Source organism: Kribbella sp. NPDC004536, from assembly GCF_042873835.1.
Taxonomy (GTDB): domain Bacteria; phylum Actinomycetota; class Actinomycetes; order Propionibacteriales; family Kribbellaceae; genus Kribbella.
Genome location: NZ_JBIALY010000001.1, coordinates 409,784 through 435,883, shown reverse-complemented (window position 1 = coordinate 435,883; position 26,100 = coordinate 409,784). Strand labels below are relative to the sequence as shown.

Here is a 26,100-nt window from a genome sequence, read left to right as displayed (position 1 = left end):
TCCGAGCCGTTGACAGCAGGCGCGCCGGGCCTCAGGGTGTGATTTGCGAAACCGCTTTCGCTTCCCCTGGGATTCTTCCCCTGAGAGGAGTACTCGATGACACGTCGCCGCTCCGGCGCAGTCAGTCTTCTCACGGCCGGCCTGTTGCTGGCCGCCGTACTGCAGTCACCCGCCCGCGCCGCGACCACCGCGGCGCCCACACTGACCATCACGCCGACCACGGTCGGCAACACCTTCACCGTCGGGCAGCAGGTGAAGCTGGGCTTCAGCACCGACGCCGCCACCGTCAACTGGACGGTCCGGGACGCCGGCGGCACCGAGGTGGCCAAGGGCTCCGCGTCCGCCGCCTCGCTCAACGGCCAGCTCCCGCTGTCGATCAGCACGCCCGGCTGGTACCAGACCGACCTGTCCGCGGTTGCTGCGGACGGTACGACGACGCTCGGCGGCACCGACTTCGCCGTACTGACGCCGCACGACTTCTCCACCTCCACCGACACCCGCATCGGCGTCGCCGGTGCACTCGGGTTCGGGAACACCACGGCCAACCCGGGGCTGGAGTCCGTACCGCTGATGGCGATGGGCGGGATCTCCACCGACCGCGACGAGGCGTTCTGGGCGGCGGCGGAGACCACCAAGGGCGTCATCGAGTTCCCACAGCGGGTCAAGGACTACAAGGCCGCGCTGGACGCCAACAACGTCGACTTCCTGAACATCCTCGACTACGGCAACACGCTGTACTACCCGGACGAGGCGCCGTCGACCGACGAGCAGCGAGCGGCGTTCACCCGGTACGCGGTGGCCGCGGTGGATCAGTTCGGTACGGAGCACACGACGTACGAGCTCTGGAACGAGTGGAACCTGCGCGACCCGAACGGCGCCGCCAAGGCCAGCCCGGAGAATTACGTCGCCCTGCTGAAGATGGTGAGCGCCGCAGTGCGGGCGAAGCACCCGGACGTGAAGCTGACCGGGCCATCGCTGGCGGTCATCAACGACTGGCAGGGCTGGTTCACGAAGTTCGCGGACCTCGGCGGACTCGACTACGTGGACGCGGTGACCATTCACCCGTACGTGCAGCCGCTGGACCCGGAGGCGTCCGTCACGTACGTCAACACGATCCGCAGCATCATGGCGGCGCATGGCTCCACCAAGCCGATCTACATCAGCGAGCAGGGCTGGGCGACCGGTACGAACCCCAGTGCGGTCTCGGAGCCGGCACAGGCTCGCGACCTGGTGCGCGGCAACCTGCTGGCGTACGGCAATGGTGTCGCGCGGTACAGCTCGTACAACTTCATGGACTCCGGCAACGACCCGTCGAACGTCGAGCACCGGTTCGGCCTGGTGCGCAACCGGCTCGACTCGCGTGGTGCGTTGGTACCGAAGCCGTCGTACGTCGCCACCGCCGTACTGGCCCGGCAGATCGACGAACTCCCACTGATCGGGCAGACCCGCTTCGGCACCAACGGGTACGACGTGGCGTTCAACGCGGGCGGCGGGCAGAGCGTGCACGCGGTGTGGTCCACGACGCCCGGGTTGGTGAACGTTGCGGCTCCGGCCGGCTCACAGGTCCAGATCACCAGCCTGTACGGCGAGACGACCACGCTGACTGCTGACGCCGGAGGACACGTCTGGGTGAGTGCTGGACCGGACCCGTTCTACGCGCGCGGTGCGATCAGTGGCGTGGCGCCGTCCAACCGGTTCTCGTTGGCTGTGGCGCCGGAGATCGCTGGGGACCCCGCTACGGGGACGCTGACGTTCAGCAACCCGGATGCGGTCGCTCACGCGTTCACGGTGTCTGCTGGTGGCGCCGAGACGAGCGGTACTGCTGCAGCGGGTGCGACCGCAACCGCGGCTGTCACCTACCCGGCACAGGACTCCACCGGGGCGCGTACCTACACGGCTCGGGTCACTGTGGACGGGCAGCCTGTCGGTCTCGTCTCGACGACTGGCACAGCTACACCACCGCTTTCAGTGACTGCCTCTCATGTGGTGAACGGGAGTGGGAAGGACCTGCTGCGGTTCCGGGTCACCAATGCGTCGTCGCACGATCTGTCGGTTGCTGGGTTGGACTGGGCGGTTGGTGCTTCGTCGGGCACGTTGCTGGCTGGTTGCACGATCGGGGCGAATGCCACGCGAGAGGTGGATGTGCCGATAACCCTGACAGGTTCCAGTACCTGGTCTGCCAGTTTGCGGCGGGTGGGGGAGGCGGAGATCCGGGCATCCGGGAAGCTGCTGCCGGTTGTGGCACCGACTGTTGCTGGGCGGCACACGGTGGCGCTGGACGGGGTGATTGATCCCGTGGTTGCGTCGCAGCCTGCTATTGCGTTGGAGGGGACTGGTACGCCGCCTGTGACCGGGTGGGGTGGGCCGAGTGACCTGTCCGGGAAGCTGTGGCTCACGCATGACGACCAGAACCTGTACCTGTCGGCGCGGATCACCGACGACGTGTTCTCGCAGCCGAACCGCGGCGGCAACATCTGGGCCGGCGACGGGATCCAGCTCGGCATGACCGCCGGCGCGCCCGGCGAAGCCACGACGACCCAGGAGATCGGTGTCGCGCTGACCGACGCCGGTCCGGTCGACACCTGGCGCTGGACCCCGACCAGCCAGGCCGGTACGCCGCCCGGCGTCCAGGCGAAGGTCGTCCGGGACGAGACCGCGAAGACCACGACGTACGAGATCGCGGTGCCGTGGAGCACGCTCGGGTTCGCGGCCAAGGACCGGCTGCTGTCGGCGACCGTGGTCGTCAACGAGAACGACGGCACCGGGCGGCGTGGCTGGCTGACCTGGGGCAAGGGCGTCGCGGAGACGAAGAACCCGGCGCTGTTCAACCCGATCCGGCTCGACCCGGCCGCCATCGGGTAGCCGGACCAGAGCCCGGCGTAGGTGCCCCCGAACGCTGCCAACGGGGCACCTACGCCGGACCTTCGCCGTCCACCTAGGATCGACGGCATGAGTCACACCGTGCTGGCCGAGCTGGTGGCGAATGTGCTGAAGGTCACGGCCAAGGCCGGGGACACGGTGGGTCCGGACGACACACTGGTCATCCTGGAGTCGATGAAGATGGAGATCCCGGTACTGGCCGAGGTGGCCGGCACCATCACCGAACTGAAGGTCGTCGAGGGCGAAGTGGTCCGCGACGGGGATCCGATCGCCGTGATCGAGGAGAACTGATTCAACCGAACTGCCTCCCAACGCGTCTTTACCGGTGAAGGCACCGGGCGGGAACTTCCGGCCGGGGTGTCACGTTGAGCCGTCGTACGAACAAACCAGGGTCCGACCCGGGTTTTCCCGACGTGCGCAGAGGACGGTGACCGCGGCACCATGGCCTTCACGCTCATTGCCGAGAGGACCCAGGGAGGCGTCGCGGTGAAGCCGTCGACGGTGCAGGCAGTGCCGGAGGTGCTGCCGTCGTGGGACGAGATCGTCCGGACCCACTCCGCCCGCGTCTACCGGCTGGCGTACCGGCTGACCGGTAACAAGCACGACGCCGAGGACCTCACCCAGGAGGTCTTCGTCCGGGTCTTCCGCTCGCTGTCGTCGTACACCCCGGGCACCTTCGAGGGCTGGCTGTACCGGATCACCACGAACCTGTTCCTGGACGGCGCCCGCCGCAAGCAGCGGATCCGCTTCGACGGCCTGCCCGAGGACGCCCACGACCGGCTGCCGGCCAAGGGCGAGGGCCCGGCCGAGAAGCTCGACTCCGACCTGTTCGACCACGACGTCCAGGACGCGCTCGACGCGCTGCCCGAGGACTTCCGCGCCGCGGTCGTGCTCTGCGACATCGAGGGCATGACGTACGACGAGATCGCGGACGTGCTGGACGTGAAGCTGGGCACCGTCCGGAGCCGGATCCACCGCGGCCGGTCGATGCTGCGCAAGCACCTCGAGCACCGGGCCCCGCGGTCCGGCCAGACCCGCGTCGGCGGCCCGCCGACCGACGGCGGCCTGTTCCCCGACGGGGGTGACCTCGGATGACGCACCCGCTGGACAAGCTGAGCGCTGTCGTCGACGGTGCGCTCGACCACGACTCCCGCGACAAGGTGCTGAGCCACCTGGTCGGCTGTGACACCTGCCGGACCGAGGTGGACGCGCAGCGCCGTCTTAAGGCGAAGATGGCCGCCCTGGAGTCGCCGGAGGCCTCCACGGACCTGATGCAGCGCCTGATGGGCGTCTCGTCGTTCTCGACCGAGCCGCGGGAGGAGGTCCGCCCGGTGCTCACGCCGGCGGTCAGCGTGTTCCCGCAGCGGTCTGCCTTCCCGGCCGGCCGGACCGGTGGCACCCGGCCGGGGACCACCCGCTCGCGCTCCCGCCGCCGTACCGGTGTGCTCGGTGCCGCGGGCTCGGCCGCCGCCGTGGCTTCCCTGCTCGGTACTGCGTTCGTCGTCGGCGACCCGTCCCGCTCGGAGCAGCCGCCGGCGCTGCAGCCGCCGGTGGCGAGCTTCTCCTCGGACCACGCGACCACCAGCGGCGGAGCGCCGTTCGCGGACCCGGTCGCGCTGATGAGCACCTACAGCCCGACGGGCTACGCCGGACTGGGCTCGTCGCTGCGGCCGGTGGCCCTGACAGGACGCTGACCGGTGAGCCTGTCCCGGCTCGCCGTCCTGGTCAGCACCGCCCTGATCGGCTTCGGCCTGCCCACTTCCGCTGCCGCCGTACCAACGGTTTCCAAGGCGGACTCGCCGACCGCGGTCAGCTGGCTGCGCAGAGCGGCCGAGGCGCCGAACCACGTCTCGTACCACGGCACCCAGATCATCACCGCCTGGGGACCGCAGGGCGCCAGCTCGGCGATGTTCGACATCGTGCACGCGGCGTCGCAGGGCTCCGAGATCAGCGTGCTCGGCTCGTCCGCGCCGGGCGCGAAGGCGTTCGTGCAGCGCGCGACGACCACGGACGCGGCCGTCGACGGCGGGCCGCTGGGGTTGCTGCAGGCGACGTACGAGCTCGTCGACAAGTGCTGTACCGACCTGGTCGGCCGGACCGCCGTGCTGGTCGAGGCCCTGCGGGACGACAAGACGCTGGCTGCGCGGTTCTGGATCGACAGGGCGACGGGGTTGTTGCTGCAGCGCCAGCTGTTCAGTGCCGACGGCAAGACGATGGTGCGGGCCACGGTCTTCACCGAGCTCGAGATCGAGAGCTCCGAGTTCCTCGGTCACCTGCCGCCGATGCTGCCGAGCGGCGTCGAGGCGCTGGGCATGGGCAAGGTCGACAACCTCCGCTCGCAGGGGTGGGTGTGCGCGCCGGAGCTGCCGGCGTCCCTGAAGCTGTACGACGTCCACCAGGACACCAGCAACGGGTCGCTCCAGTTCTCGTACTCCGACGGCCTGTTCAACGTGTCGTTGTTCGAGCAGCGCGGTGCACTGGACCCGGCCGCGGTCGCGGGCTTCACCAGCACCGACAGCCCGGGCGTCTACCTGCGGTACGGGATGCCGTCGTACGTCGTCTGGTCGTCCGGCGGGATCGTCTACACGCTGATCGGGGACCTGCCGCCGGAGGAACTCGGGCAGGTGGTCCGGGCGTTCCCGCACGATCTCCCGGAGAAGCTTTCGGCGCTCCAGCGGCTGGGTACCGGACTGGCGAAAATCGCGACCTGGCTCACTCCGATGGGTGCACTCTCGCCGAAGCTGGGATAATCGATTCTGGAAGTCCCTCCCGGCGACCCCGGCACGGGGCTCCCGACACACGACCACGACGACGACGTGAGGCGGGGACCGTCAAATGAGTGACGAATCCGAGCCGACAGTTCCGAATCCGGCGACCGCGGAACCGACCGCGGTGCAGCCGGCCGTGCCTGCGTCCCCCGGACCGCAGGGCCCGCCGACCCCGCCACAGACCCCGCCGTCGACACTGACACCGCCGTCTCCTGGAGCCGGCAACCTGCCGCTGCGGACGCCGGGCTCCGACGCCGCGTACCGGCAGACGAACGGTGGCCGCTCGACCACGCAGCGCAGCTTCGGGCGTCCCGAGCCGCAGCAGCAGGCCTTTCGCCCGGTCTACCCGGGGCAGGCCTGGCCGACCGCGCAGCCGCAATACCGTCCGTCGTACGTTCCGCCGCCACCGGCCGACTGGCACCAGCAGCAGGCCCGTTCGTACACGTCGGAGCCGCCGCGGGTGAACCGGCTGGTCACGATCGCCGCGCTGGTCGCGCTCGTCATCGGCGTCGTCGCCGGTGCCGGGGCCGCCACCGCGGTGGTCGCGCTGGACGGCCGGAACGCCCCGATCGCCACCCAGCCCGACCCGCCGGTCGGCACCGGCGCCGACCCGAAGATCCGTACCGGCTCGGTGTCCGCGGTCGCCGCGACCCTGCTGCCGAGCGTCGTCCAGCTGAAGGTCGAGGGGTCGGACAACTCCGGCGCCACCGGCTCCGGGTTCGTGATCGACAACGTCGGCCACATCCTGACCAACAACCACGTCGTCGAAGGTGCCGCCAAGGGTGGCTCGATCCAGGTCGTCACCAACGACAACAAGACCGCGACCGCCCGGCTCGTCGGGCGCTCCCCGGCGTACGACCTGGCCGTCGTCCAGGTGACCGGGATCACCGCTCCGTCGGTGCAGTTCGGCCGGTCGGAGTCGGCGATCGTCGGGCAGGACGTGGTCGCGATCGGTTCGCCGCTCGGCCTGGCCGGCACCGTCACCTCGGGCATCATCTCGGCGAAGAACCGGCCGGTGACCACCGGCGACGACCCGACCCAGGCGTCGTCGTACATCAGCGCGCTGCAGACCGACGCGGCGATCAACCCCGGCAACTCGGGTGGTCCGCTGGTCGACATGAACGCGCGGGTGATCGGCGTCAACTCAGCGATCGCCACCGTGCCCGGTGCGGGTGAGGGACAGAGCGGCAGTATCGGGCTCGGGTTCGCGATCCCGATCGACCAGGCGCGCCGGACCGCCCAGCAGCTGATCGCCACCGGCCAGGCGTCGTACCCGGTGATCGGGGCGAGCGTGGACATGACGTTCGAGGGCGGCGGCCGGGTCAGCGCGGTCAGCCCGAGTTCACCTGCGGCGCGGGCCGGGCTGCGGGTCGGTGACGTGATCACCGCGATCAACAACCAGACCGTGGACAGCGCCGAGGTGCTGATCGTCGCGATCCGCACCCACCAGCCGGGCGAGGCCGTACGACTCGCCTACGAGCGGGGTGGACGGTCGAGGACGGTTACGCTGACGCTCGGCCAGCAGATCGGCTGAGCGTTGTAGCCAGGCGGGGGATAGGCTGGCCCGGGACGTACGGAGAGGTGAGGACATGTTCGGCATCGGACCGCTTGAACTGGTCGTGATCGCGATCGTTGCCGTACTCGTGTTCGGGCCGGACCGGCTCCCGGAGTTCGCCCGGACGGCGGGCCGGCTGCTCCGGCAGGTCCGGCAGATGGTGAACAACGCGCAGAACGACCTGCGCAACGAGCTCGGCCCGGAGTACGCCGACCTCGAACTCCAGGACCTGAACCCGAAGAACTTCGTCCGCAAGCACCTGCTGGACCCGATCGAGGACGAGGTCAAGTCGGTCACCGCGGACTTCTCCGACACGTCGGCCACCCCGCAGCGCCTCCCGGCCGGCGCCAAGCCGCCGTTCGACCCCGAGTCGACCTGAGCTGATCTGCTGGTCAGCGACCGGCGGGGGAGAGACCGAGCTGGCGGCCGAGTAGGCCGCGGGGCTTGCCGCCGAGCGTCGAGGCGATCTTGTCGAGCACCTGCGCCGCCGGGGTGTCCGGGTCGGCCATCGCGAGCGGCTGGCCGAGGTCGCCGCCGGAACGCAGCCGCTCGTCCAGCGGGATCTCGCCGAGCAGCGGGATCTGGTAGCCGAGCCGCGCGGACAGCGTCTCCGCGACCCGGGTGCCGCCGCCGGAGCCGAAGATCTCGATCCGGTGCTCCGGACCGCAGTGCGGGCAGGGCAGGTACGACATGTTCTCGACCACGCCGGCCACCCGCTGGTGCACCATCTGGGCCATCGTGCCGGCCCGCTCGGCCACCTCGGCGGCGGCCTCCTGCGGGGTGGTCACCACGATCACCTCGGCGCTGGTCAGCCGCTGGCCGACCGAGATCGCGATGTCGCCGGTGCCGGGCGGCAGGTCGAGCAGCAGTACGTCGAGGTCGCCCCAGTACACGTCCGCGAGCATCTGCACGAGCGCGCGGTCCAGGATCGGGCCGCGCCAGGCGACCACCTGGTCGCGCTTCGGCTTCAGCATGCCGATCGAGATCACCTTCACGCCGTGCGCGGGCACCGGCATGATCATGTCGTCCACCGCGGTCGGCCGCTCGTCGGCGACGCCGAACATGGCCGGCACCGAGTGGCCGTAGATGTCCGCGTCGAGGACGCCGACCGACAGGCCCTGGCGGGCCATCGCGACCGCCAGGTTGACGGTCACCGAGGACTTGCCGACGCCGCCCTTGCCGGACGCGATCGCGAACACCTTGGTCAGCGAGTCCGGCCGGGAGAACGGGATCTCCTTCTCGGCCACGCCGCCACGCAGCTGGGTCTGCAGGGCCGCGCGCTGCTCGGTCGACATCACGCCGAGGTCGATCTCGACCCCGGTGACGCCGTCGAGCTTGCTGACCGCGGCCGTGACGTCGCGGCGCAGCGTGTCCTTCATCGGACAGCCGGCGACGGTCAGCAGGACCCGGACGGCGACCACGCCGTCCTCCCGGACGACGACGGACTCGACCATGCCGAGCTCCGTGATCGGTTTCTTGATCTCCGGGTCCAGCACACCACCGAGCGCGGTGGTCACCTGATCAGCAGTGGGAGCCATGCCCCAAGGCTACGTGCTCACCTGAGAACACCGGACCACGGTCCATGTGACGCTCGTTTCACAGCCCGGGGGCGCCGTAGATCGGGAACCAGCGGGAGAGATCCTGTTCGAAGTTGAGGTCGGCGCCCACCACCGACTTGATCTGGAGTTCGGTGGCGTTGTCGCGGCGGTCGGTGCCGACGGGGACGAACGGGTACCAGGAGCCGCGCTTGTAGAGGTACACCAGGCCGAGCGACTGGGTGCCCTTCGTGAAGGCGACCAGCGTGCAGAGCAGGGCGTTGCCGAAGCCCGCGTCGACCAGGGACGTGTTCACCGCGTGCAGGTCGGTGACGAGGGTTTCCAGGTCGTCGGGCGCAGTCTGCCGGACCAGCCAGGTGAAGCCGTACGAGTCCGTCGTACTCGTGAACTTGCCGTTGTCGAGCGCGAGCAGCTTGTCGACCTCTTCGCGGAGCGCGGAGAACCCGCCGCCCTCGGCCGCCTTGAAACAGACCGAGCCGCTGCCGGTCGGACGGTAGTCGGCCGCGGTCTCCAAGGTGATCGCGGCCGACGGAAGCGAGAACAACTGGTCGAGGTTCGGCGGAACGGCTTTGCTCCTGCCGAGCAGGATGTCGAGAAGGCCCATAGGACTAAGCTTGCTCGCCGAGCTCGCGGGACAGGGCGCCGAGGCGGTCGAGGCGTGTCTCGAGCGACGGGTGCGTCGAGAACAGCGACGAGACGCTCTTGCCGGACAGCGCCGGGGCGAAGAAGAACGCGTTGAACGCCTGCGCCGAGCGCAGGTCGCGCGACGGTATCCGGGCGATGTCCCCACTGATCTTCGTCAGCGCCGACGCGAGGGTCGACGGTCTGCCGGTGAGCATCGCGCCGGCCCGGTCGGCGGCGAGTTCGCGGTACCGCGAGAGCGCGCGGGTGAGCAGGAACGAGATCGCGTACACCGCGACCGACACCGCGACGATGGTCAGGACGACGAGCGCCGCGTTCTGGTCCCGGTTCCGGCCGAGGCCGCCGTACAGCCCGAAGCGGGTGATCAGGCCGGCCAGTACGCCGAGGAACGACGCGATCGTCATCACCGCGACGTCGCGGTGCGCGACGTGCGAGAGCTCGTGCGACAGCACGCCCTCGAGCTCGTCCTGGTCCAGCCGGCGCATGATGCCGGTGGTCACGCAGACGACCGCGTTCTTCGGGTTCCGCCCGGTGGCGAAGGCGTTCGGCAGGTCGACGTCGGCGATCGCGACCCGCGGCTTCGGCATGTCGGCGAGCGCGCACAGCCGGTCGATCGCGCCGTGCAGCTCGGGCGCTTCCTCCGGCGTGACGATCCGGCCGTGCATCGCGTACAGCGCGATCTTGTCCGAGAACCAGTACTGCACGAACAGCATGCCGCCCGCGATCACGACGGCCAGCACGGCGCTCCTGGTCAGTGCGATCAGCACGCCGACGAACGCGACGTACAGCAGCCCGAGCAGGAAGCTCGTGATCACCATCCGGCTGGACAGCCCCCGGTCAGGCGCGAATCGAGTTTTCATCCCACGTCCTTCTTCCCTCACCTGATAGTGAGCGTAGCTCGGGGTCAAACCCGGTCGTCCTCGCGCGTGTCCAGATCGGCGAGCAGCGAACGCAGCTCCGAGCGCAGGAAGTCGCGGGTGGCGACCTCGCCGACGGCCATCCGCAGCGACGCCATCTCGCGGGCCAGGAACTCCATGTCCGCACGGGTCCGGGCGTCGACGTCGCGGTCCCGTTCGTACTGCACCCGGTCGCGGGCCTCCTGCCGGTTCTGGGCGAGCAGGATCAGCGGGGCGGCGTACGACGCCTGCAGGCTGAGCGCGAGCGTGAGGAAGATGAACGGGTACTCGTCGAAGCGCAGGCTGTGCGGCGCGAAGATGTTCCAGCCGACCCAGAACAGGATCGTCGCGGTCATGTAGACCAGGAACCGCCCGGTGCCGAGGAAGCGGGCGATCCGCTCGGACAGTCGGCCGAACGCGTCCGCGTCGTACGTCGGCCGCGGTACGAACGTCCGCCGCCAGTCCCGCGGTACGTCGAGCCGCGTGCTGCCGCGGGCGGTCCGGCGATCGTCACGTGGCATCGTGGCCCACCTCCTGCGGTGTGTCCGGCCCGTCCGGATGGTCGTGCTCCCGCCAGTCGTCCGGGAGCAGGTGGTCGAGTACGTCGTCGACGGTGACCGCGCCGAGCAGCCTGCCCTCGTCGTCCAGTACCGGGGCGGCGACCAGGTTGTACGTCGCGAGGTACTTGCTGACGGTCTGCAGGCTGTCGTCCGGTCGCAGCCCGTCCAGATCGGTGTCGAGTACTGCGGACACGAGCTCGGACGGTGGTTCGCGGAGCAGCCGTTGGATGTGGCCGATACCGATGAACCGTCCGGTCGGCGTCTCGAGCGGTGGACGGCAGACGTAGATCATGGCGGCCAGGGCCGGGCTGAGGTCTGCGTTACGTACCTGGGCGAGCGCGTCGGCCACGGTCGCGTCCACGGGCAGGATGACCGGCTCCGAGGTCATCAGACCGCCGGCCGTGTGCTCCTCGTACGTGAGCAGCCGCCGTACGTCTTCTGCTTCCTCTGGCTCCATCAGCGTCAGCAGGCGTTCCGCTGTCTCAGTCGGGAGCTCCGCGATGAGGTCGGCCGCGTCGTCGGGCGACATCTCCTCCAGCACGTCGGCAGCGCGTTCGGTGTCCAGCCCGGCAAGGATCTCGACCTGGATGTCCTCGGGCAGCTCTTCGAGTACGTCGGCCAGTCGCTCGTCGTTCAGGGCGGCCGCGATCTCCTTGCGGCGCTTGGGAGACAGGTCGTGCAGTACGCCGGCCAGGTCGGCCGGACGCATCGACTCGAACGCGGCCAGGATGTGCGTGGCGCCCTGGCCTTCCTCCACCTGTGTGAACCCGCTGACGTCGCCCCAGTCGAGTACATGCGTCTGGCCGCGGCGGCGGAACCGTTTCGAGCCCTCCCGTACAGCCACCTTCGTCAGCAGCCAGTCGCGGGCCCGCCACTGCTCCATGGCCATGTCGAACACGATCGCGGTGGCGCCGGTGTCCGCGATCGTGACAGTCCGGTCCAGCAGCTCGCCGAGTACGAGTACTTCGGTCGCACGCTGCTCGAAGCGCCGCATGTTGACCAGGCCGGTGGTGATCACGTGGCCGACGTCGACCGAGGTCACCCGGGTCATCGGCACGAAGATCCGGCGTCTGGTGAACACCTCGACGACCAGGCCGAGGACCCGGGGCGGCTGGTCGCCCTGGCGCATCATGGCGACGACGTCCCGGACCTTGCCGACCTGGTCGCCGTTGGGGTCGTACACCGGCAGCCCTGCCAGCCGAGCGACGTACACCCGCGACGGTGATCCAGTCATGCCCGAAGGCTAACCCGCCGGAGCGGAGTCTCGGCTGAGGAGCGCTTCGTAGACTTTGTGGCCTCGGGCGAACGAAGTGGGGTGGGAAGGCTGGGATCCACCGGGCTGGGCGTGGACGAGGAAGCGGTGTACCTGGAGCTGGCACGGCACGGCGGTGCGTCGCTGGACGATCTGGCCAAGCGGCTCGGCCGTCCGGTGCCGGAGGTACAGCGGGCGGTCGACGTACTGCTCGCGGAAGGTTTCGTGCACCGTACGCCGGCGCCGGGCGAGCTGATCGTGCCGGTGCCGCCGGAACTCGCCGTGGAGCAGCTGATCCAGCGGCAGGAGGAGGAGTTCGACCGAATCCGCAAGGCCGCGTACCGGCTCGCGGCCGAGGCGACGAGGCAGGGTGGTGCGCGGCGGACCGAGGAGCTGATCGAGATCGTCACCGGCGAGACCGCGGTCGGTCTCGCGTTCGACCGGGTGCAGCGGACGGCCCGTGGCGAGATGCGTGAACTGGTCGCACCGCCGTACGTTGCGTCGGCCGAGGTGAACAGTACGCAGCTGGCGCGGCAGGGTGCTGGTGTGACGTACCGGGTGGTCTACGACAGCTCTGCGCTCGCGGACGCGGTGTTGGCGGCCAGTGCGGTCAGCCATGTGCGTGCGGGGGAGCAGGCGCGCATCGCAGACGTGCTACCGACCAAGCTGGCGATCGCGGACCGCGAACTGGCGCTACTGCCACTGGACTGGGCTACACCTGCTCAGGACGCGGCCCTACTAGTGCACCCGTGCAGTCTGTTGGACGCGTTGGTGGCGTTGTTCGAGACCGTGTGGAACAGAGCCTGCCCGTTGAGCGTGACGGACTCAGACGCTCTCGAGGCCGAGGAGGCCATGTCTGCCGAGGACAGGCATCTCTTGTCGTTGCTGGTGGCAGGACTGACCGACGACGCAGCGGGCGCCCGCCTGGGCATCAGCCGCCGTACGGTGGCCAGACGCGTCCAGCAACTGATGGAACAGACCCACTCCCGCTCCCGCCTGCAACTGGGCTGGCACGCCCGGGACCGCGGCTGGCTCTGACCGGATTGGTCGTGACCAGTTTGCGCCAGGATTATCCGTAGCAGCGGGCACGGAGCGCCGAATGTAATGCGGGGAACCCCCTGAGCTTGGAGCCCCTGTGTCCTTCTCGTCCTCCTTGGCTGCCGCCGTACTGGCGCTGTCCGCCGTCACGGTGCCACACGCCGACGCTGTCCAGTCGGTGGTCGCCACCTCCCCGCCCAAGACGGTCACCTTGATCACCGGTGACAAGGTCACCGTGACCACGGTCGCCGGCCGGCCGGCCGCGACCGTCAGCAAGCCCAACGGTCTGCCGTCCGGCGCGCACATCATGGCCGTGGGCAACGACCTGTACGTCTACCCGGACGCCGCGCTGCCCTATCTCGCGTCCGGCGTTCTCGACCAGCAACTGTTCAACGTCACCGGCCTGCTCGCCGACGGGTACGACGACGCGCACAGTGCCGGTACGCCGCTGATCGTCTCGTACGCGCCGGGACGTAAGCAGGTCCCGTTGGCGGGTGCGCGGCAAACACTCGCGCTGAGCAGCATCAGGGGCGCCGCGTTGACCGCCGACCACGGTCAGGCGACCTCGTTCTGGTCCTCGTTCACGGCTCGCAGCCAGGTGACGAAGGTGTGGCTCGACGGCAAGGTGAAGGCAACCCTGGCCGACACCACGGCGCAGATCGGTGCGCCCGAGGTGTGGCAGGGCGGAAACACCGGCCAGGGCGTGGACGTCGCCGTACTCGACACCGGTGTCGACGCCGCGCACCCGGACTTCGGCGGCCGGATCGCCGCGTCGGAGAGCTTCGTGCCCGGCGAGGACGTCACCGACCGGAACGGTCACGGTACGCACGTCGCCTCGACGATCGCCGGGACGGGCGCCGCGTCCGGTGGCAAGGAGCAGGGCGTCGCGCCCGGGGCCGCACTGCACATCGGCAAGGTGCTGGGTGACGACGGCAGCGGCCAGGACTCCTGGATCCTCGCGGGCATGGAGTGGGCGGCGCGGGACCAGCACGCCAAGGTGATCAGCATGAGCCTCGGTTCCGGGCCCACCGACGGTACGGACCCGATGAGCCAGGCCGTGAACACCCTGAGTGCCGAGACCGGTGCGTTGTTCGTGATTGCCGCGGGCAACTCCGGTCCGGACCCGTACAGCGTCTCGGCACCAGGTGCGGCCGACGCCGCACTGACGGTCGGTGCTGTCGACAGCAACGACCGTCTGGCCGTCTTCTCCAGCCGTGGTCCACGGCTCGGTGACAGCGCGCTCAAGCCCGACCTGACCGCTCCAGGCGTCGACGTGCTCGCCGCACGATCGCAGTACTCGCCGGAAGGTGAGGGATCGTACGTCGCTATGAGTGGTACATCGATGGCGACGCCACACGTCGCAGGTGCCGCCGCGCTGTTGGCGCATGAGCACCCGGACTGGTCGGGGCAGCAGTTGAAGGATGCGCTGGTCAGCTCGACCAAGACCACTACGCAGTACAGCCCGTTCTCCGCAGGCACCGGTCGGCTCGATGTGGCTGCTGCGGTGCGCGACACGCTGTTCTCGTCCGGCTCCGCGTTCGCCGCGGTGAAGTGGCCGTACCCGGCGAGCGGGGTGGTGCAGAAGGACGTCACCTACACCAACAGTGCTGCAGACCCCGTCACGTTGAACCTGTCCCTGAAGAACCAGGGTGTTCCAGCTGGCCTGTTCACGCTGACGACTCCGCAGGTGACGGTTCCGGCGCACGGTACGGCGACTGTGGGTGTGGTGAGCCATCTGGACCTGGCTGCGGACGACGCGGGCTACAGCTCGATGCTGACCGCAACGGATGCCAGTGGGGCAGTGCTTGCGCACACCGGTGTCGGTGTCAGCAAGCAGAGTCAGCGGGTCAAGCTCTCCCTGCGCGCCAAGGGCCTGTCCGGGATCGTCGTACTGAAGGACATCAAGCGGGACGTCGTACCGCAGGTGTTCGAAGTGGACGGCAGCCTCGACGTCAGCGTCCGTCCGAGCACGTACGCCGCCTGGATGTACGCCGACGTACGCGGGCTGGACGGGCCGCACTCCTTGGGGCGTGCCGTGATCAGCCAGCCGGAGGTGGACGTCGCACAGGACCAGACGGTCACGTTCGACCTGACTGGGCTTCGCAAGGTTGCTGCGGTCACCCCGAAGACCACCGAGAACACCTACCTTCGCGTTGATCAGTACCGCACCTACGGCGACCTGCATCGCTTTGTCGACACGTACCAGCTGGAGTGGTGGCTGTACGACTCGCTCTGGGCCACGCCGACGCGCAAGGTGACGCAGGGCTCGTACACCTTCGCCACACGCTGGCGGCAGGAGCAGCCGGTGCTGACAGTCGGCCCGGTCCAAGGACTCGTCCAGAGCATGTCACCGAAGCTGCCGGCCGGCGTCGGCCGCTATCCGGTCGTGTACGTCGGCTCGGATCCCGCCAAGTACAACGTGCGTGGCACGATTGCCGTTGCCCAACGCAACGACTTGGTGCCACCGACCGAACAGGCCGCGGCGGCTGCCAAGGGCGGCGCGAAGCTCCTGTTGATCGTCAACGACGGCTACGGGCGACTGGATGCCTGGGCCGACCTGCCGATGGAGGAGGCACCGACACTGCCGGTGGCTTCGTTGAACGCCGACCAGGCGCGGCAGGTGCTGGCGCGGAGTCCCAGGACATTGCGGGTCGAATCGCATCCGCAGGCTCAGTACCTGTACGACCTGGTGCAGCATCACGACGGGGCCGTGCCTCGAGACCCGGGGTACCGGCCGACGGCGGGTGAGCTGGCGCGGATCGACGAGTCGTTCCGGAACATCACGGGCGGCGAGGCGCTGGACATCCGTTTCGACCTGTCGGCCGATCTCACCTGGGCCGTCGGGGCGACGTCCACGCCGGTTGCTGCCCAAGGTGTGCACACGGTGTTCGTCACGGCAGCCCCAGGGGTGAAGTGGCTGAGTATGGCTTCGGTATCGGACCTGAGCGAGCAGGGCTCGTCGCTGTCGTATCGGCCGGGCAGTGTCACTCGGGAGACGTGGTTCGACGGTATCCAGCGGCCACGGCTGTTGAGCGACAACGCGTTGTTCACTCCGCCGTCGAGGGTCGGCGACATCATGAGCGTGTTCACGCTGCCGGGCTTCGCCGACTCGGGCCCGCACCAAGGCACCGTGTACGACGGCGGGGTGTCCGTCACGAGCGCGTTCTACCAGGGCGACACCTTGCTCGGAGAAGGTCAGGACTTCGTGTCGGTCGATGTCCCGCCGGAGGCTTTGCCGTACCGGCTGGTCGTGGACACCAAGCGAGACCTGCCGAACCGCCCGTACTCGCCAAGCACTCACACCGAGTGGGGCTTCACCTCGAGCACCGCCGACTACGCGAACCTGGAGACGCTCCCGCTGCTCCAGCTCGACTACTCGATCGCCACGGACCTGTCCGGTCGAGCGAAGCGGCACAGCGACCTGACGGTGACCCCGTCGCATCTGCCAGGTGCTGTGGGCACGGGCAAGGTCACGGCGGCGACGCTGGAGCTCTCGTACGACGACGGCGCCACATGGCGACCGGTGACGTTGCAGCGGCTCGGTGCGACCTGGCGCGCCAAGCTGGACGCGCCGCGCGGCTACGTGAGCATGCGGGTCACGGCGCACGACGACGCCGGTAACAGCGTCAGCCAGACGATCCAGCGGGCGTTCGGGATCAGCTGAGCTTCGGACGGCGGCGCACTGGGCGGTGCAGCGTCATGGGTGGCTTGCCTCGGGTCGTGGCCCTGGTCGGTACCGGGGCCACGGCGTGGGGTGAGTCGTCGTACTGTGCCGTCGTCTCGATCGGGTCCAAGACGAGGAGGTCGGCCTCGGTGCGCCACCGTTCCAGTTGGGTGTCGAGGTCGACGGCGTTGAGGCGTTCGGTACGGAGTACCTGCGCGGCGGCGGTCCATTCGTCGGTGCCGGGCTCCAGCCGTCGGACGGTGGCCTTCCAGCCGGCCAGCCGGTTCGTGGCGGGTTTGGCCGGTACGACGACGTCGACGGAGGCGGCAGTCGCGAGTCCGGGGAGGGGCTGTTCGGCACCATCAGCCGCGTCGGCGAGGACGACGTACTGACCGTCGACGTTCGCGAACCATGCCGGGACCGGTCGGCGGCCGTCCCACGCCAGCCAGACGAGTCCGGCCTTCTTCATCACGCCGGCGATGTCCTCGATGCTCACAGGTCCGAGTGTCCCACGGTGAATCGGGACACACTCGGAAGGGAAGTGAGCCGGGTCACCGGGACCGCGGCGGCAGACGCCGTACGCTGCCGGTGACCGGTGGGTAACCGAGTGGAGGTCGGCCGTGGTGGACAAGGTGACGGACAAGGGTTTGCGGAGCAGGCGGTCGTGTTTGGCCACGCCCGGGTCGAACCCGCGGTTCCTGACCAAGGCGAAGGGGCTGGACGCCGACCAGGTGTTCCTGGACCTGGAGGATTCGGTCGCGCCGCTGGCCAAGCCCGACGCCCGGAAGAACATCGTCGCCGCGCTCAACGAGGGCGGCTGGGGGAACAAGCTCCGCGTCGTCCGGGTGAACGACTGGACCACCGAGTGGACCTACGCGGACGTGATCGAGGTCGTCGGTGGCGCCGGCGCCAACCTCGACTGCATCATGCTGCCGAAGGTGCAGACCCCCGAGCAGGTGGTCGCGCTGGACCTGCTGCTCACCCAGCTGGAGAAGGTGCACGGGTACGAGCCGGGCCGGATCGGCATCGAGGCGCAGATCGAGAACGCGCTCGGCCTCACCAACGTGAACGCGATCGCGACCGCCTCACCGCGGGTCGAGACGATCATCTTCGGCCCGGCCGACTTCATGGCGTCGATCAACATGAAGAGCCTGGTGGTCGGCGAGCAGCCACCCGGGTACGACGTCGGCGACGCGTACCACTACATCCTGATGCAGATCCTGATGGCCGCCCGCGCCCACGACAAGCAGGCGATCGACGGCCCGTACCTGCAGATCAAGGACGTCGACGGCTTCCGCCGCGTCGCCGGCCGCTCCGCCGCGCTCGGCTTCGACGGCAAATGGGTGCTGCACCCGGACCAGATCGCCGCCGCGAACGAGGTGTACTCGCCCCGCCAGGACGACTACGACCACGCCGAGAACATCCTCGACGCCTACGACCACTACACGTCGGCCGCCGGTGGTGCCCGCGGTGCGGTCATGCTCGGCGACGAGATGATCGACGAGGCCAGCCGCAAGATGGCCCTGGTCATCTCCGCCAAGGGCCGCGCCGCCGGGCTGACCCGCACGAACGTCTGGCAGCCGCCGGCCGACTAGAGCAGCGGCTAGACCTGCGCCATGATCGCCAGCAGCTGACCGTCGGGGTCGGGGAAGAACGCCATCCATTCCTCGACCCCGTCGTCGTGTTTGTGGATCAGGTGCGGCGCACTCTCGAACACCACGCCGCGGCCGCGGAGTTCGTCGTACGCCGCGTTGATGTCGCCGACGCGGAAGTACAGGATCGACTGCTCGCCACGCTCGTCGGTGGCGCGCAGGAACAGCCGGGTGCCGCCACAGTCGAAGAACGCCAGGTCGCCGAAGGTGTAGAGGTGTGGCAGGCCCAGTACGCCGCCGTAGAACGCGGTCGCGGTCTCGATGTCGCTCACGAGCCGGGCGATCTGCCCGATCGCACCCAGTTGCACCATCCCTGCGCCTCCCTGCGCTCGGAGCGGACTGTTCACCGGTATCCCGCGCCACGTCCGGAGCTCGGCGCGGCGGGTCAGGCCGAGCTTCCGGACCGCGTTCGCGACGTGGAACTTCACCGCATCGACGCTGACGCCTCGCCGCTGCGCGATCTCCCGGTTCCGCATCCCGTGCCGGACCGCGTCCACCACCTGCCACTCGGCCGGGGTCAGGACGTCGGGGTGCCGGGGGCGTCCGCGGGTGCCCACACCCTCAAGTTAGCGGTGCGGGCGCGGAATTACCCTCCCCCTAGTGGGTCCAGACCTTGTAGATGCGGATCGGCTTGGCGGGTGGGCCGTCCTGGTCGGGGTCGGCGATACCGGCCGCGACCATCCGGTCGAACGTGGACATGCCGGCGATCACGTGGCCGAGGACGGTGTAGTTGGGGGAGATGTTCGCGAAGGAGTGCACGACGAAGAACTCCGAGCCGTTCGTGCCCGGTCCCTGGTTGCCATAGGCAACGGTGCCGCGCGGGTAGGTCTCCTGACCGGTGACCTCGTCGGGGAACTTGTAGCCCGGGCCGCCCTCCTCCTGGCGGTAGATGTCGCCGCACTGCAGGACACCGAGCCGGGCCGAGTTCGTCAGCCGGAAGCACTGGGTGGCGTCGTAGAACCGCGACTTCACCAGGTGTACGAAGTTGTGCACGCCGCACGGAGCGTTCGCGCGGTCCATCCGGACCACGAACGGCCCGTAGTTCGTCACGAAGTACACGTCGACCGTGCCCTTCGCGCGAGCGTTCGCGGAGGGGATCCGGACCGGCTTCGCGGCCGGGTTCTCGGGCGTCGGGGTGAATTCACACTTCACCACCGGCCGCGGACTCGGCGCGGGCGAAGCGGCGGCGGTAGTCGTGGTCAGGGTCGTCGCGACCAGCACGGCCGCGATCAGGGCGGGAAGTTTCATCCACCCACCGTAGTACCCCGATCGCACTCCGCAGAGTTTTGGCCGCGGACTCGATCATCCGGCGCCCGGCCGCCTAAGGTGGGCCGGTCCGCTGCGGAAGGTGTGGTGTGTGAACGGCGAGGTACTGGCAGGTCGGTACCGGTTGCTGACCCTGTTGGGCAGGGGCGGTGCGGGTGAGGTGTGGCAGGCCGAGGACACGGTCCTCGACCGTCAGGTGGCGGTGAAGCTGCTGCGCAGCCTCGACGGTGACCCGATGGACGCGGTCGAGCGGTTCCGGGCCGAGGCTCAATCAGCCGCTCGATTGACGCATCCGAACGTGGTCGCGACCTACGACGTCGGCACCGAGGGCGACCACGTGTTCCTGGTGATGGAACTCGTACCGGGCCCGGACCTGGCCAAGCTGATGCGTACGTCGGGCCTGCCGACCGCGAGCATGGTCGAGCGGATCGCCACCCAGGGTGCCCGTGCGCTGGACGCCGCCCACGAGGCCGGGATCGTGCACCGCGACGTCAAGCCCGCGAATCTGCTGCTCGCGCCGGACGGCACGCTCAAGATGACCGACTTCGGCATCGCCAAGCGGGCCGGCAACGAGACGACCGGACTGGGCGTCCTGCTCGGTACGGCGTCGTACGTGTCGCCGGAGCAGGTCCGTGGCGAGCCTGCGACTCCGGCCAGCGACTGGTACTCGTTCGGCTGCGTCCTGCACGAACTCCTGACCGGTACGCCGCCCTTCAGCGGGCCGGCCGCCGACGTCGTGATGCGGCAGCACCTCGAAACACCACCTCCGCCGATCACGCGTACCGACGTACCGGCTGAGCTGGCCGGCCTGGTGACACACCTGCTGGCGAAGGACCCGGCCGCACGACCCTCCTCGGCGGAGGAGGTAGACAGACTCCTCCACGCGCCGGCCAACACCCAGGTGCTCGCAGTGGAACCGCTCGGCATCGGCCAGTGGGAGGAGGACAGGGACGAGACCGAGCCCCACGGCCACCGTGCGTCACGCGGCGGGTTCTCCCTTGCCAAGGCAGGCATAGCCGCGGCCGTGGTCGTCGCTGGAGTGGTGGGCGCGCTGATGCTGCGCGCAGGCGTGTCGAATGACCCCCCGCCTGCCAAGGCAGGCGGTACGCCGACTGTGCCGGTGCAGAAGGCCACTACAGCCCCCAAGACCACGCAGCAGCCCACTCCGACGCCGACTCCCACCAAGACAACGCCGACGAAGAAGCCGAAGCCCAAGCAGACACAGAACCCGCAGGCGGTCCTCGTGCAAGGCCTACGGACCCTGGCCGCACAGGTACGCGCCACGCAGCAGGACAGCCACAGCAAGGCGCCACGGGACGCAGCGAACCAGTTGGACCAGGCAGCGCAGGCGGTCGACCACGGTGACCTGCAGTCCGCCGCACAGCACTTCTACGCGGCACGGCAGCGCCTGTTCGAGGCACAGCAACGCCGCCGCTGGCAGCCGACCCCGCAGATCGTCTCGCTCTTCCAGACCATCGGGCAGTCGCTGCCGCGGCCGAACGGCGACAACCACGAGTGAGCCACGCGACCTCCGTCAGGTGGCCGGTGTCACAGCGAGTGTCAGGCTGGTACCACGATACTCACTGGTACGCAGGCCAAGGAGGCGCAGGATGAGCAGGTTGCAGCAGACCGACGGGCTGACCGACATCCAGGAAGAGATCCTGAAGACGGTCCGGGCCTTCGTCGAGGCGGAGATCATCCCGGTCGCCACGGAGCTCGAGCACCGCGACGAGTACCCGACCGAGATCGTCGAGGGCCTCAAGGAACTCGGCCTGTTCGGCCTGATGATCCCCGAGGAGTACGGCGGCCTCGGCGAATCGCTGCTCACGTACGCGCTGTGTGTCGAGGAGATCGCCCGCGGCTGGATGAGCGTGTCCGGCATCATCAACACGCACTTCATCGTCGCGTACATGCTGCTCCAGCACGGCACCGACGAACAGAAGCAGAAGTACTTGCCACGGATGGCCACCGGTGAGGTGCGCGGCGCGTTCTCGATGTCCGAGCCGGGCTGCGGCTCCGACGTCTCCGCGATCAAGACCAAGGCCGTCAAGGACGGCGACGAGTACGTGATCAACGGCCAGAAGATGTGGCTGACCAACGGCGGCTCGTCGAACCTGGTCGCGGTGCTGGTGAAGACCGACGAGGGGCAGGACTCGGTCTACAAGAACATGACCACGTTCCTGGTCGAGAAGGAGCCTGGGTTCGGCGAGGTCGACAAGGGCCTCACGGTGCCGGGCAAGATCGAGAAGATGGGTTACAAGGGCGTCGACACCACCGAGCTGGTGTTCGACGGGTACCGGATCGACGCCGGCCAGATCCTCGGCGGCGTACCGGGCAAGGGTTTCTACCAGATGATGGACGGCGTAGAGGTCGGCCGGGTGAACGTCGCGGCCCGCGGCTGCGGCGTCGCGCGCCGGGCCTTCGAGCTGGGGATCTCGTACGCGCAGCAGCGGGAGACGTTCGGCAAGAAGATCGCCGACCACCAGGCGGTGCTGTTCCGGCTCGCCGACATGGCCGTCAAGGTCGAGGCCGCGCACGAGCTGATGGTGAAGGCGGCCCGGAAGAAGGACAGCGGCTCCCGCAACGACTTCGAGGCCGGCGTCGCGAAGTACCTGGCCAGCGAGTACTGCGCGCAGGTCGTCGAGGACTCGTTCCGGATCCACGGCGGCTACGGGTTCTCCAAGGAGTACGAGATCGAACGCCTCTACCGCGAGGCCCCGATGCTCCTGATCGGCGAAGGGACGGCCGACATCCAGCGAATGATCATCGGCCGCCGCCTCTTGGAGGACTACAAGATCTGAACTGCCGGCGCGCTGGGTCGACGGGCGGGGCGGTGCCAGTCGGCCCAGCGCGCACTGGGGCAGGGGCTTGTGGCGGCTACGTGGGGGCCCGGTTCGAGCCGTGGCCGGACAGCAGCCAGATGCCGAGTTGGGTGATCTCGTGCCGGACCGACGCACCGGAGCGGCGGGTGGTGATCAGCCCGGCCTCGCGCAGCACCGTCGCCTGGTGGCTCGCGGCGGCCGGGGAGATGCTGCAGCGTTTCGCGAGCTCCGTCGTCGTACAGCCGGAGACCGTCGCCTCCAGCGCGGCCGCCCGGGTCGACCCCAGCAGGGAGCCCAGCGGGTCGTTCGACGGCAGAGCGTCCACCGACGCCTGCCGCAGGATTCCCGGCGCGTGCTGGATCGGGTACACCAGGATCGGTTTCAGGTCCGGGTCCCGCAGCTTGGTCGGGACCTGCCAGCAGAACGCCGAGGGCTGCAACTCGATTCCCCTGCCATCGAGATACAGGTCGCGGTCGTTCATGTCCAGCACCTGCAGGACCGGTGCGACCCACCGGACCCGCGGGTGCAGCGACGACAGCAGCCGGTGCACGCCGTGCCGGGCCAGCGCCTCCCCACGATGGGCGTGGTCGGCGGACACGTGCGTGCCGATCGACTTCCAGTACGGCGCGATCGCGACGTCGTGGTACGTCCGGATCGCCCGCCCCAGCTTTGCCATCGACGTACGGCCGCCCTGGGCCAGCTCCCGTGTCCACGGTGAGGCCGGGCGGTACTGCGCGAGCAGGTCGAGCTGGCTCTGCAACTGCTGTCGCGGTGTCGCCAGCGCCTGCTCGAGAGCGCTGTCGAAGTCCGGTGCGGACTCGGCCGGAGTCAGGAAGTCGGGGGAGTACCCCTTCGACGGGGTCAGCTCGAGCAGCAGCCGCATCTGGTCCGGAGCGACCGTGGTCCGGACGTGCCGGCGCCAGTCCTCGAAGATCAGCCTGCCTTCGGAGTGCTGCAGCATGTGCAGGCTGAGCAGCACCTCCCACAGCGGTGCCGGCGTGGTGGCCACCGTGACCCGGGTCAGGTCGCGTGGCGTGAAATGAATGCGAAGCACCGCGATCCCCTCCCGGCTCCAGTCGATCGCGGAAAGTAATCAATTCCTGACCGACCGCGACGGCAGAATTCAATCAAGGCAGCCGAGCCCGCGACAACTGTTTGAACATTCCAATCAGGTAGTAGTCCTGGCCATGGCAAAAGGTTGCCAACTCACCTCAACAGCTGAGCTTCAGAGCCAGTGGTTCCGCTTGAACAACCGGTAAAGCGTGAAACACGCGCAGGCCATCACGCCGAGCACCACGAAGTACGCGTATTTCAGCCGCAACTCGGGCATGTAGTCGAAGTTCATCCCGTAGATCCCGGCGATCATCGTCGGCACTGCGAGAATCGCGACCCAGGCCGAGATCCGCCGCATGTCCTCGTTCTCGGCCACCTGCACCTGGGCCAGCCCGGCCTGCAGGATCGAGCTGAGCAGCTCGTCGAACGAGATCACCTGCTCCTTCACCCGCTGCAGGTGGTCGTCGACGTCGCGGAAGTAGTTCCTCGTCTCCTCGGTGATCAGCGGGTGCCGGAGCGTCGACAGCGCCCGCATCGGGCCGGTCAGCGGCGCGACGGCCCGTTTGAGCTCCAGGACCTCACGCTTGAGCTGGTAGACCCGGTCGATGTTCCGCCATCCGCGGGGCGTGAACATGTCGGTCTCGATCAGGTCGATGTCGGCCTGTACAGCGTCCGCGACCTCCAGGTACCGGTCGACGACGTGGTCGGCGATGGCATGCAGCACGGCGCCGGGGCCGGTCGCGAGGCGGTGTGGCTCCTTCTCGAGGTCCTGGCGCAGCCCGGTCAGCTCACTGTGTTCACCGTGGCGCACTGTGACGACGAAGCCGGGACCGCAGAACACCATGACCTCACCGGTCGCCACGACCTCGCTGGTGGCGGTCAGGTCGCGGTGCGGTACGTACGTGACCGTCTTGAACACTGCGAAGAGCGTCTCGCCGTACCGCTCCAGCTTGGGCCGCTGGTGCGCCTCGGAGGCGTCCTCGAGCGCCAGCGGGTGCAGCCCGAACTCCGCGCCGATGATGGCGAGCTGGTGCGCGGTCGGCTCGAACAGACCGATCCAGACGAACCCCTGCCCGCGCTGGGCCCGGTCGAGCGCCTCGGTGTACGAGTCGACCCGCCGGTCGCGGACGCCGTCCCGGTACAGCCCCCAGTCGACCAGGGCGCCCTCGAGCTTGCCGGTGACCACCTCGTCCGACGGGCGCCCGGCACCGCCGGCGCGCCGGGCGAACACTCGTCCTACGCGGCGTGTCGCGCCCATGTCCCATCGTCGCCCGGCCATCACGGCGAGGCTATCAAGACGCGGTAACCAGCTGTCGGCAATGATGGGGGGAAGCACGTGGAGAGGAACGACGATGAGCGCGCAGGGCATGCCCTCGATGGACCCCAGGCCGACCGGCCTGACGATCGGGACGTACGACACCTACCGGGAGGCGCAGCGAGCTGTCGACTACCTGTCGGACGAGAAGTTCCCGGTCGAGCACACGACCATCGTCGGCAACAACCTGCGTCAGGTCGAGAAGATCACCGGCCGGCTCACCTGGGGCCGGGCGCTGACCGCGGGTTTGGCGAGTGGCGCCTGGTTCGGGCTGTTCGTCGGTCTGCTGCTGGGGCTGTTCACCACCAACAACATGATCGCCGCGCTGATCACCGGTATTGCGCTCGGTGCCTTCTTCGGGCTGGTCTTCGGCGGGCTCAGCTACGCGCAGTCGGCCGGCCGGCGGGACTTCACCTCGCGGACCGCGGTCGTGGCCACCACGTACGACGTACTCTGCGACTTCAAGTTCGCCGAAGAGGCGCGCAACCACCTGGCCAAGCTGGCGCTCAAGGGTGAGGTGCACCCGCTGCTGCCGCAGCAGCCGCACTCGCAGCAGGACCTGCCGTGACCTATCTCTCCTCCTGAGTCCCGGCGTGGTGAGAGCCAGACCACGGCCCGGATGCGCCCGGACCCGGCAGCATGGGGGATCCAGGAACTGAGGAGGAACCGGGATGCAGTTCGGGCGCAGTTACGAAGAGTTCGAGGTCGGGGCGGTCTACAAGCACTGGCCGGGCAAGACGGTGACGGAGTACGACGACCACCTGTTCTGCCTGCTCACGATGAACCACCATCCGCTGCACCTGGACGCGAACTACGCGGAGTCGGCCACCCAGTTCGGGAAGAACGTTGTGGTGGGCAATTACATCTACTCGATCCTGCTCGGGATGTCGGTCCCGGACGTCAGCGGCAAGGCGATCGCGAACCTGGAGATCGAGTCGCTGCGGCACGTCGCGCCGACCTTCCACGGCGACACGATCTACGGCGAGACGGTCGTCCTGGACAAGTGGGAGTCCAAGTCCAAGGACGACCGCGGCGTCGTCCACGTCGAAACCAAGGGCTACAAACAGGACGGCACCGTGGTCTGCCTCTTCCGCCGCAAGGTAATGGTCCCCAAAAACAACTACCTCGAAGCCCGCGGCGGCGAACAACCCGCCCGCCCGAACCCCGCCGAGTAGACGGAC

The 26,100-nt window shown here is 68.8% G+C and carries 24 protein-coding genes; 14 read left to right on the top strand and 10 right to left on the bottom strand.

Annotated features, from left to right (window positions below; all coding sequences use genetic code 11):
* Window positions 1–96 precede the first annotated feature (96 nt).
* From ACFYRU_RS02050 to ACFYRU_RS02020, 7 genes are all read left to right on the top strand, one after another.
* On the top strand, window positions 97–2,862 hold the full coding sequence (locus tag ACFYRU_RS02050; RefSeq protein WP_387652022.1) for a sugar-binding protein: 2,766 nt from the start codon (window positions 97–99) through the stop codon (window positions 2,860–2,862).
* 87 nt (window positions 2,863–2,949) lie between these two features.
* Complete coding sequence (locus ACFYRU_RS02045) at window positions 2,950–3,171, top strand: biotin/lipoyl-binding carrier protein (RefSeq protein ID WP_387652020.1); 222 nt, start codon at window positions 2,950–2,952, stop codon at window positions 3,169–3,171.
* A 150-nt stretch (window positions 3,172–3,321) separates the two neighbouring features.
* Entirely contained in the window at window positions 3,322–3,975 is a 654-nt protein-coding gene (sigE, locus tag ACFYRU_RS02040) for an RNA polymerase sigma factor SigE (protein ID WP_387652018.1), read from the top strand.
* Window positions 3,972–4,574: an anti-sigma factor family protein gene (locus ACFYRU_RS02035; RefSeq protein WP_387652015.1), complete on the top strand. Its 603-nt coding sequence runs from the start codon at window positions 3,972–3,974 to the stop codon at window positions 4,572–4,574. Before sigE ends, ACFYRU_RS02035 begins: the two co-directional genes overlap by 4 nt.
* A 3-nt stretch (window positions 4,575–4,577) precedes the next feature.
* Window positions 4,578–5,630: a sigma-E factor regulatory protein RseB domain-containing protein gene (locus ACFYRU_RS02030; RefSeq protein ID WP_387652013.1), complete on the top strand. Its 1,053-nt coding sequence runs from the start codon at window positions 4,578–4,580 to the stop codon at window positions 5,628–5,630.
* A gap of 85 nt (window positions 5,631–5,715) precedes the next feature.
* The gene (locus tag ACFYRU_RS02025; RefSeq protein WP_387652010.1) at window positions 5,716–7,182 is read left to right on the top strand and encodes a S1C family serine protease; all 1,467 of its coding nucleotides are present in this window, start codon (window positions 5,716–5,718) and stop codon (window positions 7,180–7,182) included.
* Window positions 7,183–7,237: 55 nt separating this feature from the next.
* The gene (locus ACFYRU_RS02020; RefSeq protein ID WP_387652008.1) at window positions 7,238–7,582 is read left to right on the top strand and encodes a sec-independent translocase; all 345 of its coding nucleotides are present in this window, start codon (window positions 7,238–7,240) and stop codon (window positions 7,580–7,582) included.
* Window positions 7,583–7,595: 13 nt separating this feature from the next.
* Here the strand turns inward: ACFYRU_RS02020 and ACFYRU_RS02015 are convergent, their stop codons facing one another.
* The 5 genes from ACFYRU_RS02015 to ACFYRU_RS01995 are packed head-to-tail and all read right to left on the bottom strand — an operon-like array spanning window position 7,596 to window position 12,091.
* A complete protein-coding gene (locus tag ACFYRU_RS02015) occupies window positions 7,596–8,741 on the bottom strand; it encodes an Mrp/NBP35 family ATP-binding protein (protein WP_387652005.1) in 1,146 nt (381 codons plus the stop codon).
* Between the two features lie 58 nt (window positions 8,742–8,799).
* The gene (locus tag ACFYRU_RS02010) at window positions 8,800–9,363 is read right to left on the bottom strand and encodes a hypothetical protein (protein WP_387652002.1); all 564 of its coding nucleotides are present in this window, start codon (window positions 9,361–9,363) and stop codon (window positions 8,800–8,802) included.
* Window positions 9,364–9,367: 4 nt separating this feature from the next.
* Window positions 9,368–10,261 carry a zinc metalloprotease HtpX gene (htpX, locus tag ACFYRU_RS02005; protein ID WP_387651999.1) on the bottom strand — a complete coding sequence of 298 codons (894 nt, stop codon included), beginning with the start codon at window positions 10,259–10,261 and terminating at the stop codon, window positions 9,368–9,370.
* A 44-nt stretch (window positions 10,262–10,305) separates the two neighbouring features.
* Complete coding sequence (locus tag ACFYRU_RS02000; protein ID WP_387651996.1) at window positions 10,306–10,818, bottom strand: DUF1003 domain-containing protein; 513 nt, start codon at window positions 10,816–10,818, stop codon at window positions 10,306–10,308.
* On the bottom strand, window positions 10,808–12,091 hold the full coding sequence (locus ACFYRU_RS01995) for a magnesium transporter MgtE N-terminal domain-containing protein (RefSeq protein WP_387651993.1): 1,284 nt from the start codon (window positions 12,089–12,091) through the stop codon (window positions 10,808–10,810). The genes ACFYRU_RS02000 and ACFYRU_RS01995 overlap by 11 nt, the downstream gene beginning before the upstream one ends.
* 81 nt (window positions 12,092–12,172) lie before the next feature.
* Here ACFYRU_RS01995 and ACFYRU_RS01990 point away from each other — a divergent pair, with 81 nt between their 5' ends.
* A complete protein-coding gene (locus ACFYRU_RS01990; RefSeq protein WP_387651990.1) occupies window positions 12,173–13,147 on the top strand; it encodes a helix-turn-helix domain-containing protein in 975 nt (324 codons plus the stop codon).
* A gap of 97 nt (window positions 13,148–13,244) precedes the next feature.
* The gene (locus ACFYRU_RS01985) at window positions 13,245–16,811 is read left to right on the top strand and encodes a S8 family serine peptidase (RefSeq protein WP_387651988.1); all 3,567 of its coding nucleotides are present in this window, start codon (window positions 13,245–13,247) and stop codon (window positions 16,809–16,811) included.
* Here ACFYRU_RS01985 and ACFYRU_RS01980 read toward each other — a convergent pair.
* Window positions 16,804–17,307 (bottom strand): hypothetical protein, encoded by a 504-nt coding sequence (locus ACFYRU_RS01980; RefSeq protein ID WP_387651985.1) that lies wholly within the window; start codon window positions 17,305–17,307, stop codon window positions 16,804–16,806. The two genes, ACFYRU_RS01985 and ACFYRU_RS01980, sit on opposite strands and share 8 nt — an antisense overlap.
* 127 nt (window positions 17,308–17,434) lie before the next feature.
* Here ACFYRU_RS01980 and ACFYRU_RS01975 point away from each other — a divergent pair, with 127 nt between their 5' ends.
* The gene (locus ACFYRU_RS01975; protein ID WP_387651982.1) at window positions 17,435–18,406 is read left to right on the top strand and encodes an HpcH/HpaI aldolase/citrate lyase family protein; all 972 of its coding nucleotides are present in this window, start codon (window positions 17,435–17,437) and stop codon (window positions 18,404–18,406) included.
* A gap of 8 nt (window positions 18,407–18,414) precedes the next feature.
* Here the strand turns inward: ACFYRU_RS01975 and ACFYRU_RS01970 are convergent, their stop codons facing one another.
* Window positions 18,415–19,020, bottom strand: coding sequence for a LuxR C-terminal-related transcriptional regulator (locus ACFYRU_RS01970; protein WP_387651979.1), 606 nt, complete (start codon window positions 19,018–19,020; stop codon window positions 18,415–18,417).
* Window positions 19,021–19,060: 40 nt separating this feature from the next.
* On the bottom strand, window positions 19,061–19,711 hold the full coding sequence (locus tag ACFYRU_RS01965) for a peptidylprolyl isomerase (RefSeq protein ID WP_387651977.1): 651 nt from the start codon (window positions 19,709–19,711) through the stop codon (window positions 19,061–19,063).
* A 109-nt stretch (window positions 19,712–19,820) separates the two neighbouring features.
* Between ACFYRU_RS01965 and ACFYRU_RS01960 the strand changes: the two genes are divergently transcribed.
* Together ACFYRU_RS01960 and ACFYRU_RS01955 are read left to right on the top strand one after the other, a co-directional pair.
* On the top strand, window positions 19,821–21,248 hold the full coding sequence (locus ACFYRU_RS01960; RefSeq protein WP_387651974.1) for a serine/threonine-protein kinase: 1,428 nt from the start codon (window positions 19,821–19,823) through the stop codon (window positions 21,246–21,248).
* A gap of 91 nt (window positions 21,249–21,339) precedes the next feature.
* Window positions 21,340–22,530, top strand: a complete 1,191-nt coding sequence (locus ACFYRU_RS01955) for an acyl-CoA dehydrogenase family protein (RefSeq protein WP_387651972.1) — start codon at window positions 21,340–21,342, stop codon at window positions 22,528–22,530.
* A 76-nt stretch (window positions 22,531–22,606) separates the two neighbouring features.
* Here the strand turns inward: ACFYRU_RS01955 and ACFYRU_RS01950 are convergent, their stop codons facing one another.
* Complete coding sequence (locus ACFYRU_RS01950) at window positions 22,607–23,605, bottom strand: ArsR/SmtB family transcription factor (RefSeq protein ID WP_387651970.1); 999 nt, start codon at window positions 23,603–23,605, stop codon at window positions 22,607–22,609.
* A 171-nt stretch (window positions 23,606–23,776) separates the two neighbouring features.
* Window positions 23,777–24,883, bottom strand: a complete 1,107-nt coding sequence (locus ACFYRU_RS01945) for a magnesium and cobalt transport protein CorA (protein ID WP_387651967.1) — start codon at window positions 24,881–24,883, stop codon at window positions 23,777–23,779.
* 73 nt (window positions 24,884–24,956) lie between these two features.
* Here ACFYRU_RS01945 and ACFYRU_RS01940 point away from each other — a divergent pair, with 73 nt between their 5' ends.
* Both ACFYRU_RS01940 and ACFYRU_RS01935 read left to right on the top strand, forming a co-directional pair.
* Window positions 24,957–25,487 carry a general stress protein gene (locus ACFYRU_RS01940; RefSeq protein WP_387651965.1) on the top strand — a complete coding sequence of 177 codons (531 nt, stop codon included), beginning with the start codon at window positions 24,957–24,959 and terminating at the stop codon, window positions 25,485–25,487.
* A 103-nt stretch (window positions 25,488–25,590) separates the two neighbouring features.
* The gene (locus tag ACFYRU_RS01935; protein ID WP_387651963.1) at window positions 25,591–26,094 is read left to right on the top strand and encodes a MaoC family dehydratase; all 504 of its coding nucleotides are present in this window, start codon (window positions 25,591–25,593) and stop codon (window positions 26,092–26,094) included.
* Window positions 26,095–26,100: the final 6 nt, after the last annotated feature.

Bases quoted from the DNA above. Each gene is read 5' to 3' on its own strand.
- ACFYRU_RS01955 (WP_387651972.1), top strand. From the start codon at position 21,340: ATGAGCAGGTTGCAGCAGACCGACGGGCTGACCGACATCCAGGAAGAG.
- ACFYRU_RS02045 (WP_387652020.1), top strand. From the start codon at position 2,950: ATGAGTCACACCGTGCTGGCCGAGCTGGTGGCGAATGTGCTGAAGGTC.
- sigE (WP_387652018.1), top strand. From the start codon at position 3,322: ATGGCCTTCACGCTCATTGCCGAGAGGACCCAGGGAGGCGTCGCGGTG.
- ACFYRU_RS02025 (WP_387652010.1), top strand. From the start codon at position 5,716: ATGAGTGACGAATCCGAGCCGACAGTTCCGAATCCGGCGACCGCGGAA.
- ACFYRU_RS01945 (WP_387651967.1), bottom strand. From the start codon at position 24,883: ATGGCCGGGCGACGATGGGACATGGGCGCGACACGCCGCGTAGGACGA.
- ACFYRU_RS02050 (WP_387652022.1), top strand. From the start codon at position 97: ATGACACGTCGCCGCTCCGGCGCAGTCAGTCTTCTCACGGCCGGCCTG.
- ACFYRU_RS01965 (WP_387651977.1), bottom strand. From the start codon at position 19,711: ATGAAACTTCCCGCCCTGATCGCGGCCGTGCTGGTCGCGACGACCCTG.
- ACFYRU_RS02010 (WP_387652002.1), bottom strand. From the start codon at position 9,363: ATGGGCCTTCTCGACATCCTGCTCGGCAGGAGCAAAGCCGTTCCGCCG.
- ACFYRU_RS02015 (WP_387652005.1), bottom strand. From the start codon at position 8,741: ATGGCTCCCACTGCTGATCAGGTGACCACCGCGCTCGGTGGTGTGCTG.
- ACFYRU_RS02020 (WP_387652008.1), top strand. From the start codon at position 7,238: ATGTTCGGCATCGGACCGCTTGAACTGGTCGTGATCGCGATCGTTGCC.
- ACFYRU_RS01995 (WP_387651993.1), bottom strand. From the start codon at position 12,091: ATGACTGGATCACCGTCGCGGGTGTACGTCGCTCGGCTGGCAGGGCTG.
- ACFYRU_RS02035 (WP_387652015.1), top strand. From the start codon at position 3,972: ATGACGCACCCGCTGGACAAGCTGAGCGCTGTCGTCGACGGTGCGCTC.
- ACFYRU_RS02000 (WP_387651996.1), bottom strand. From the start codon at position 10,818: ATGCCACGTGACGATCGCCGGACCGCCCGCGGCAGCACGCGGCTCGAC.
- ACFYRU_RS01940 (WP_387651965.1), top strand. From the start codon at position 24,957: ATGAGCGCGCAGGGCATGCCCTCGATGGACCCCAGGCCGACCGGCCTG.
- ACFYRU_RS01935 (WP_387651963.1), top strand. From the start codon at position 25,591: ATGCAGTTCGGGCGCAGTTACGAAGAGTTCGAGGTCGGGGCGGTCTAC.
- htpX (WP_387651999.1), bottom strand. From the start codon at position 10,261: ATGAAAACTCGATTCGCGCCTGACCGGGGGCTGTCCAGCCGGATGGTG.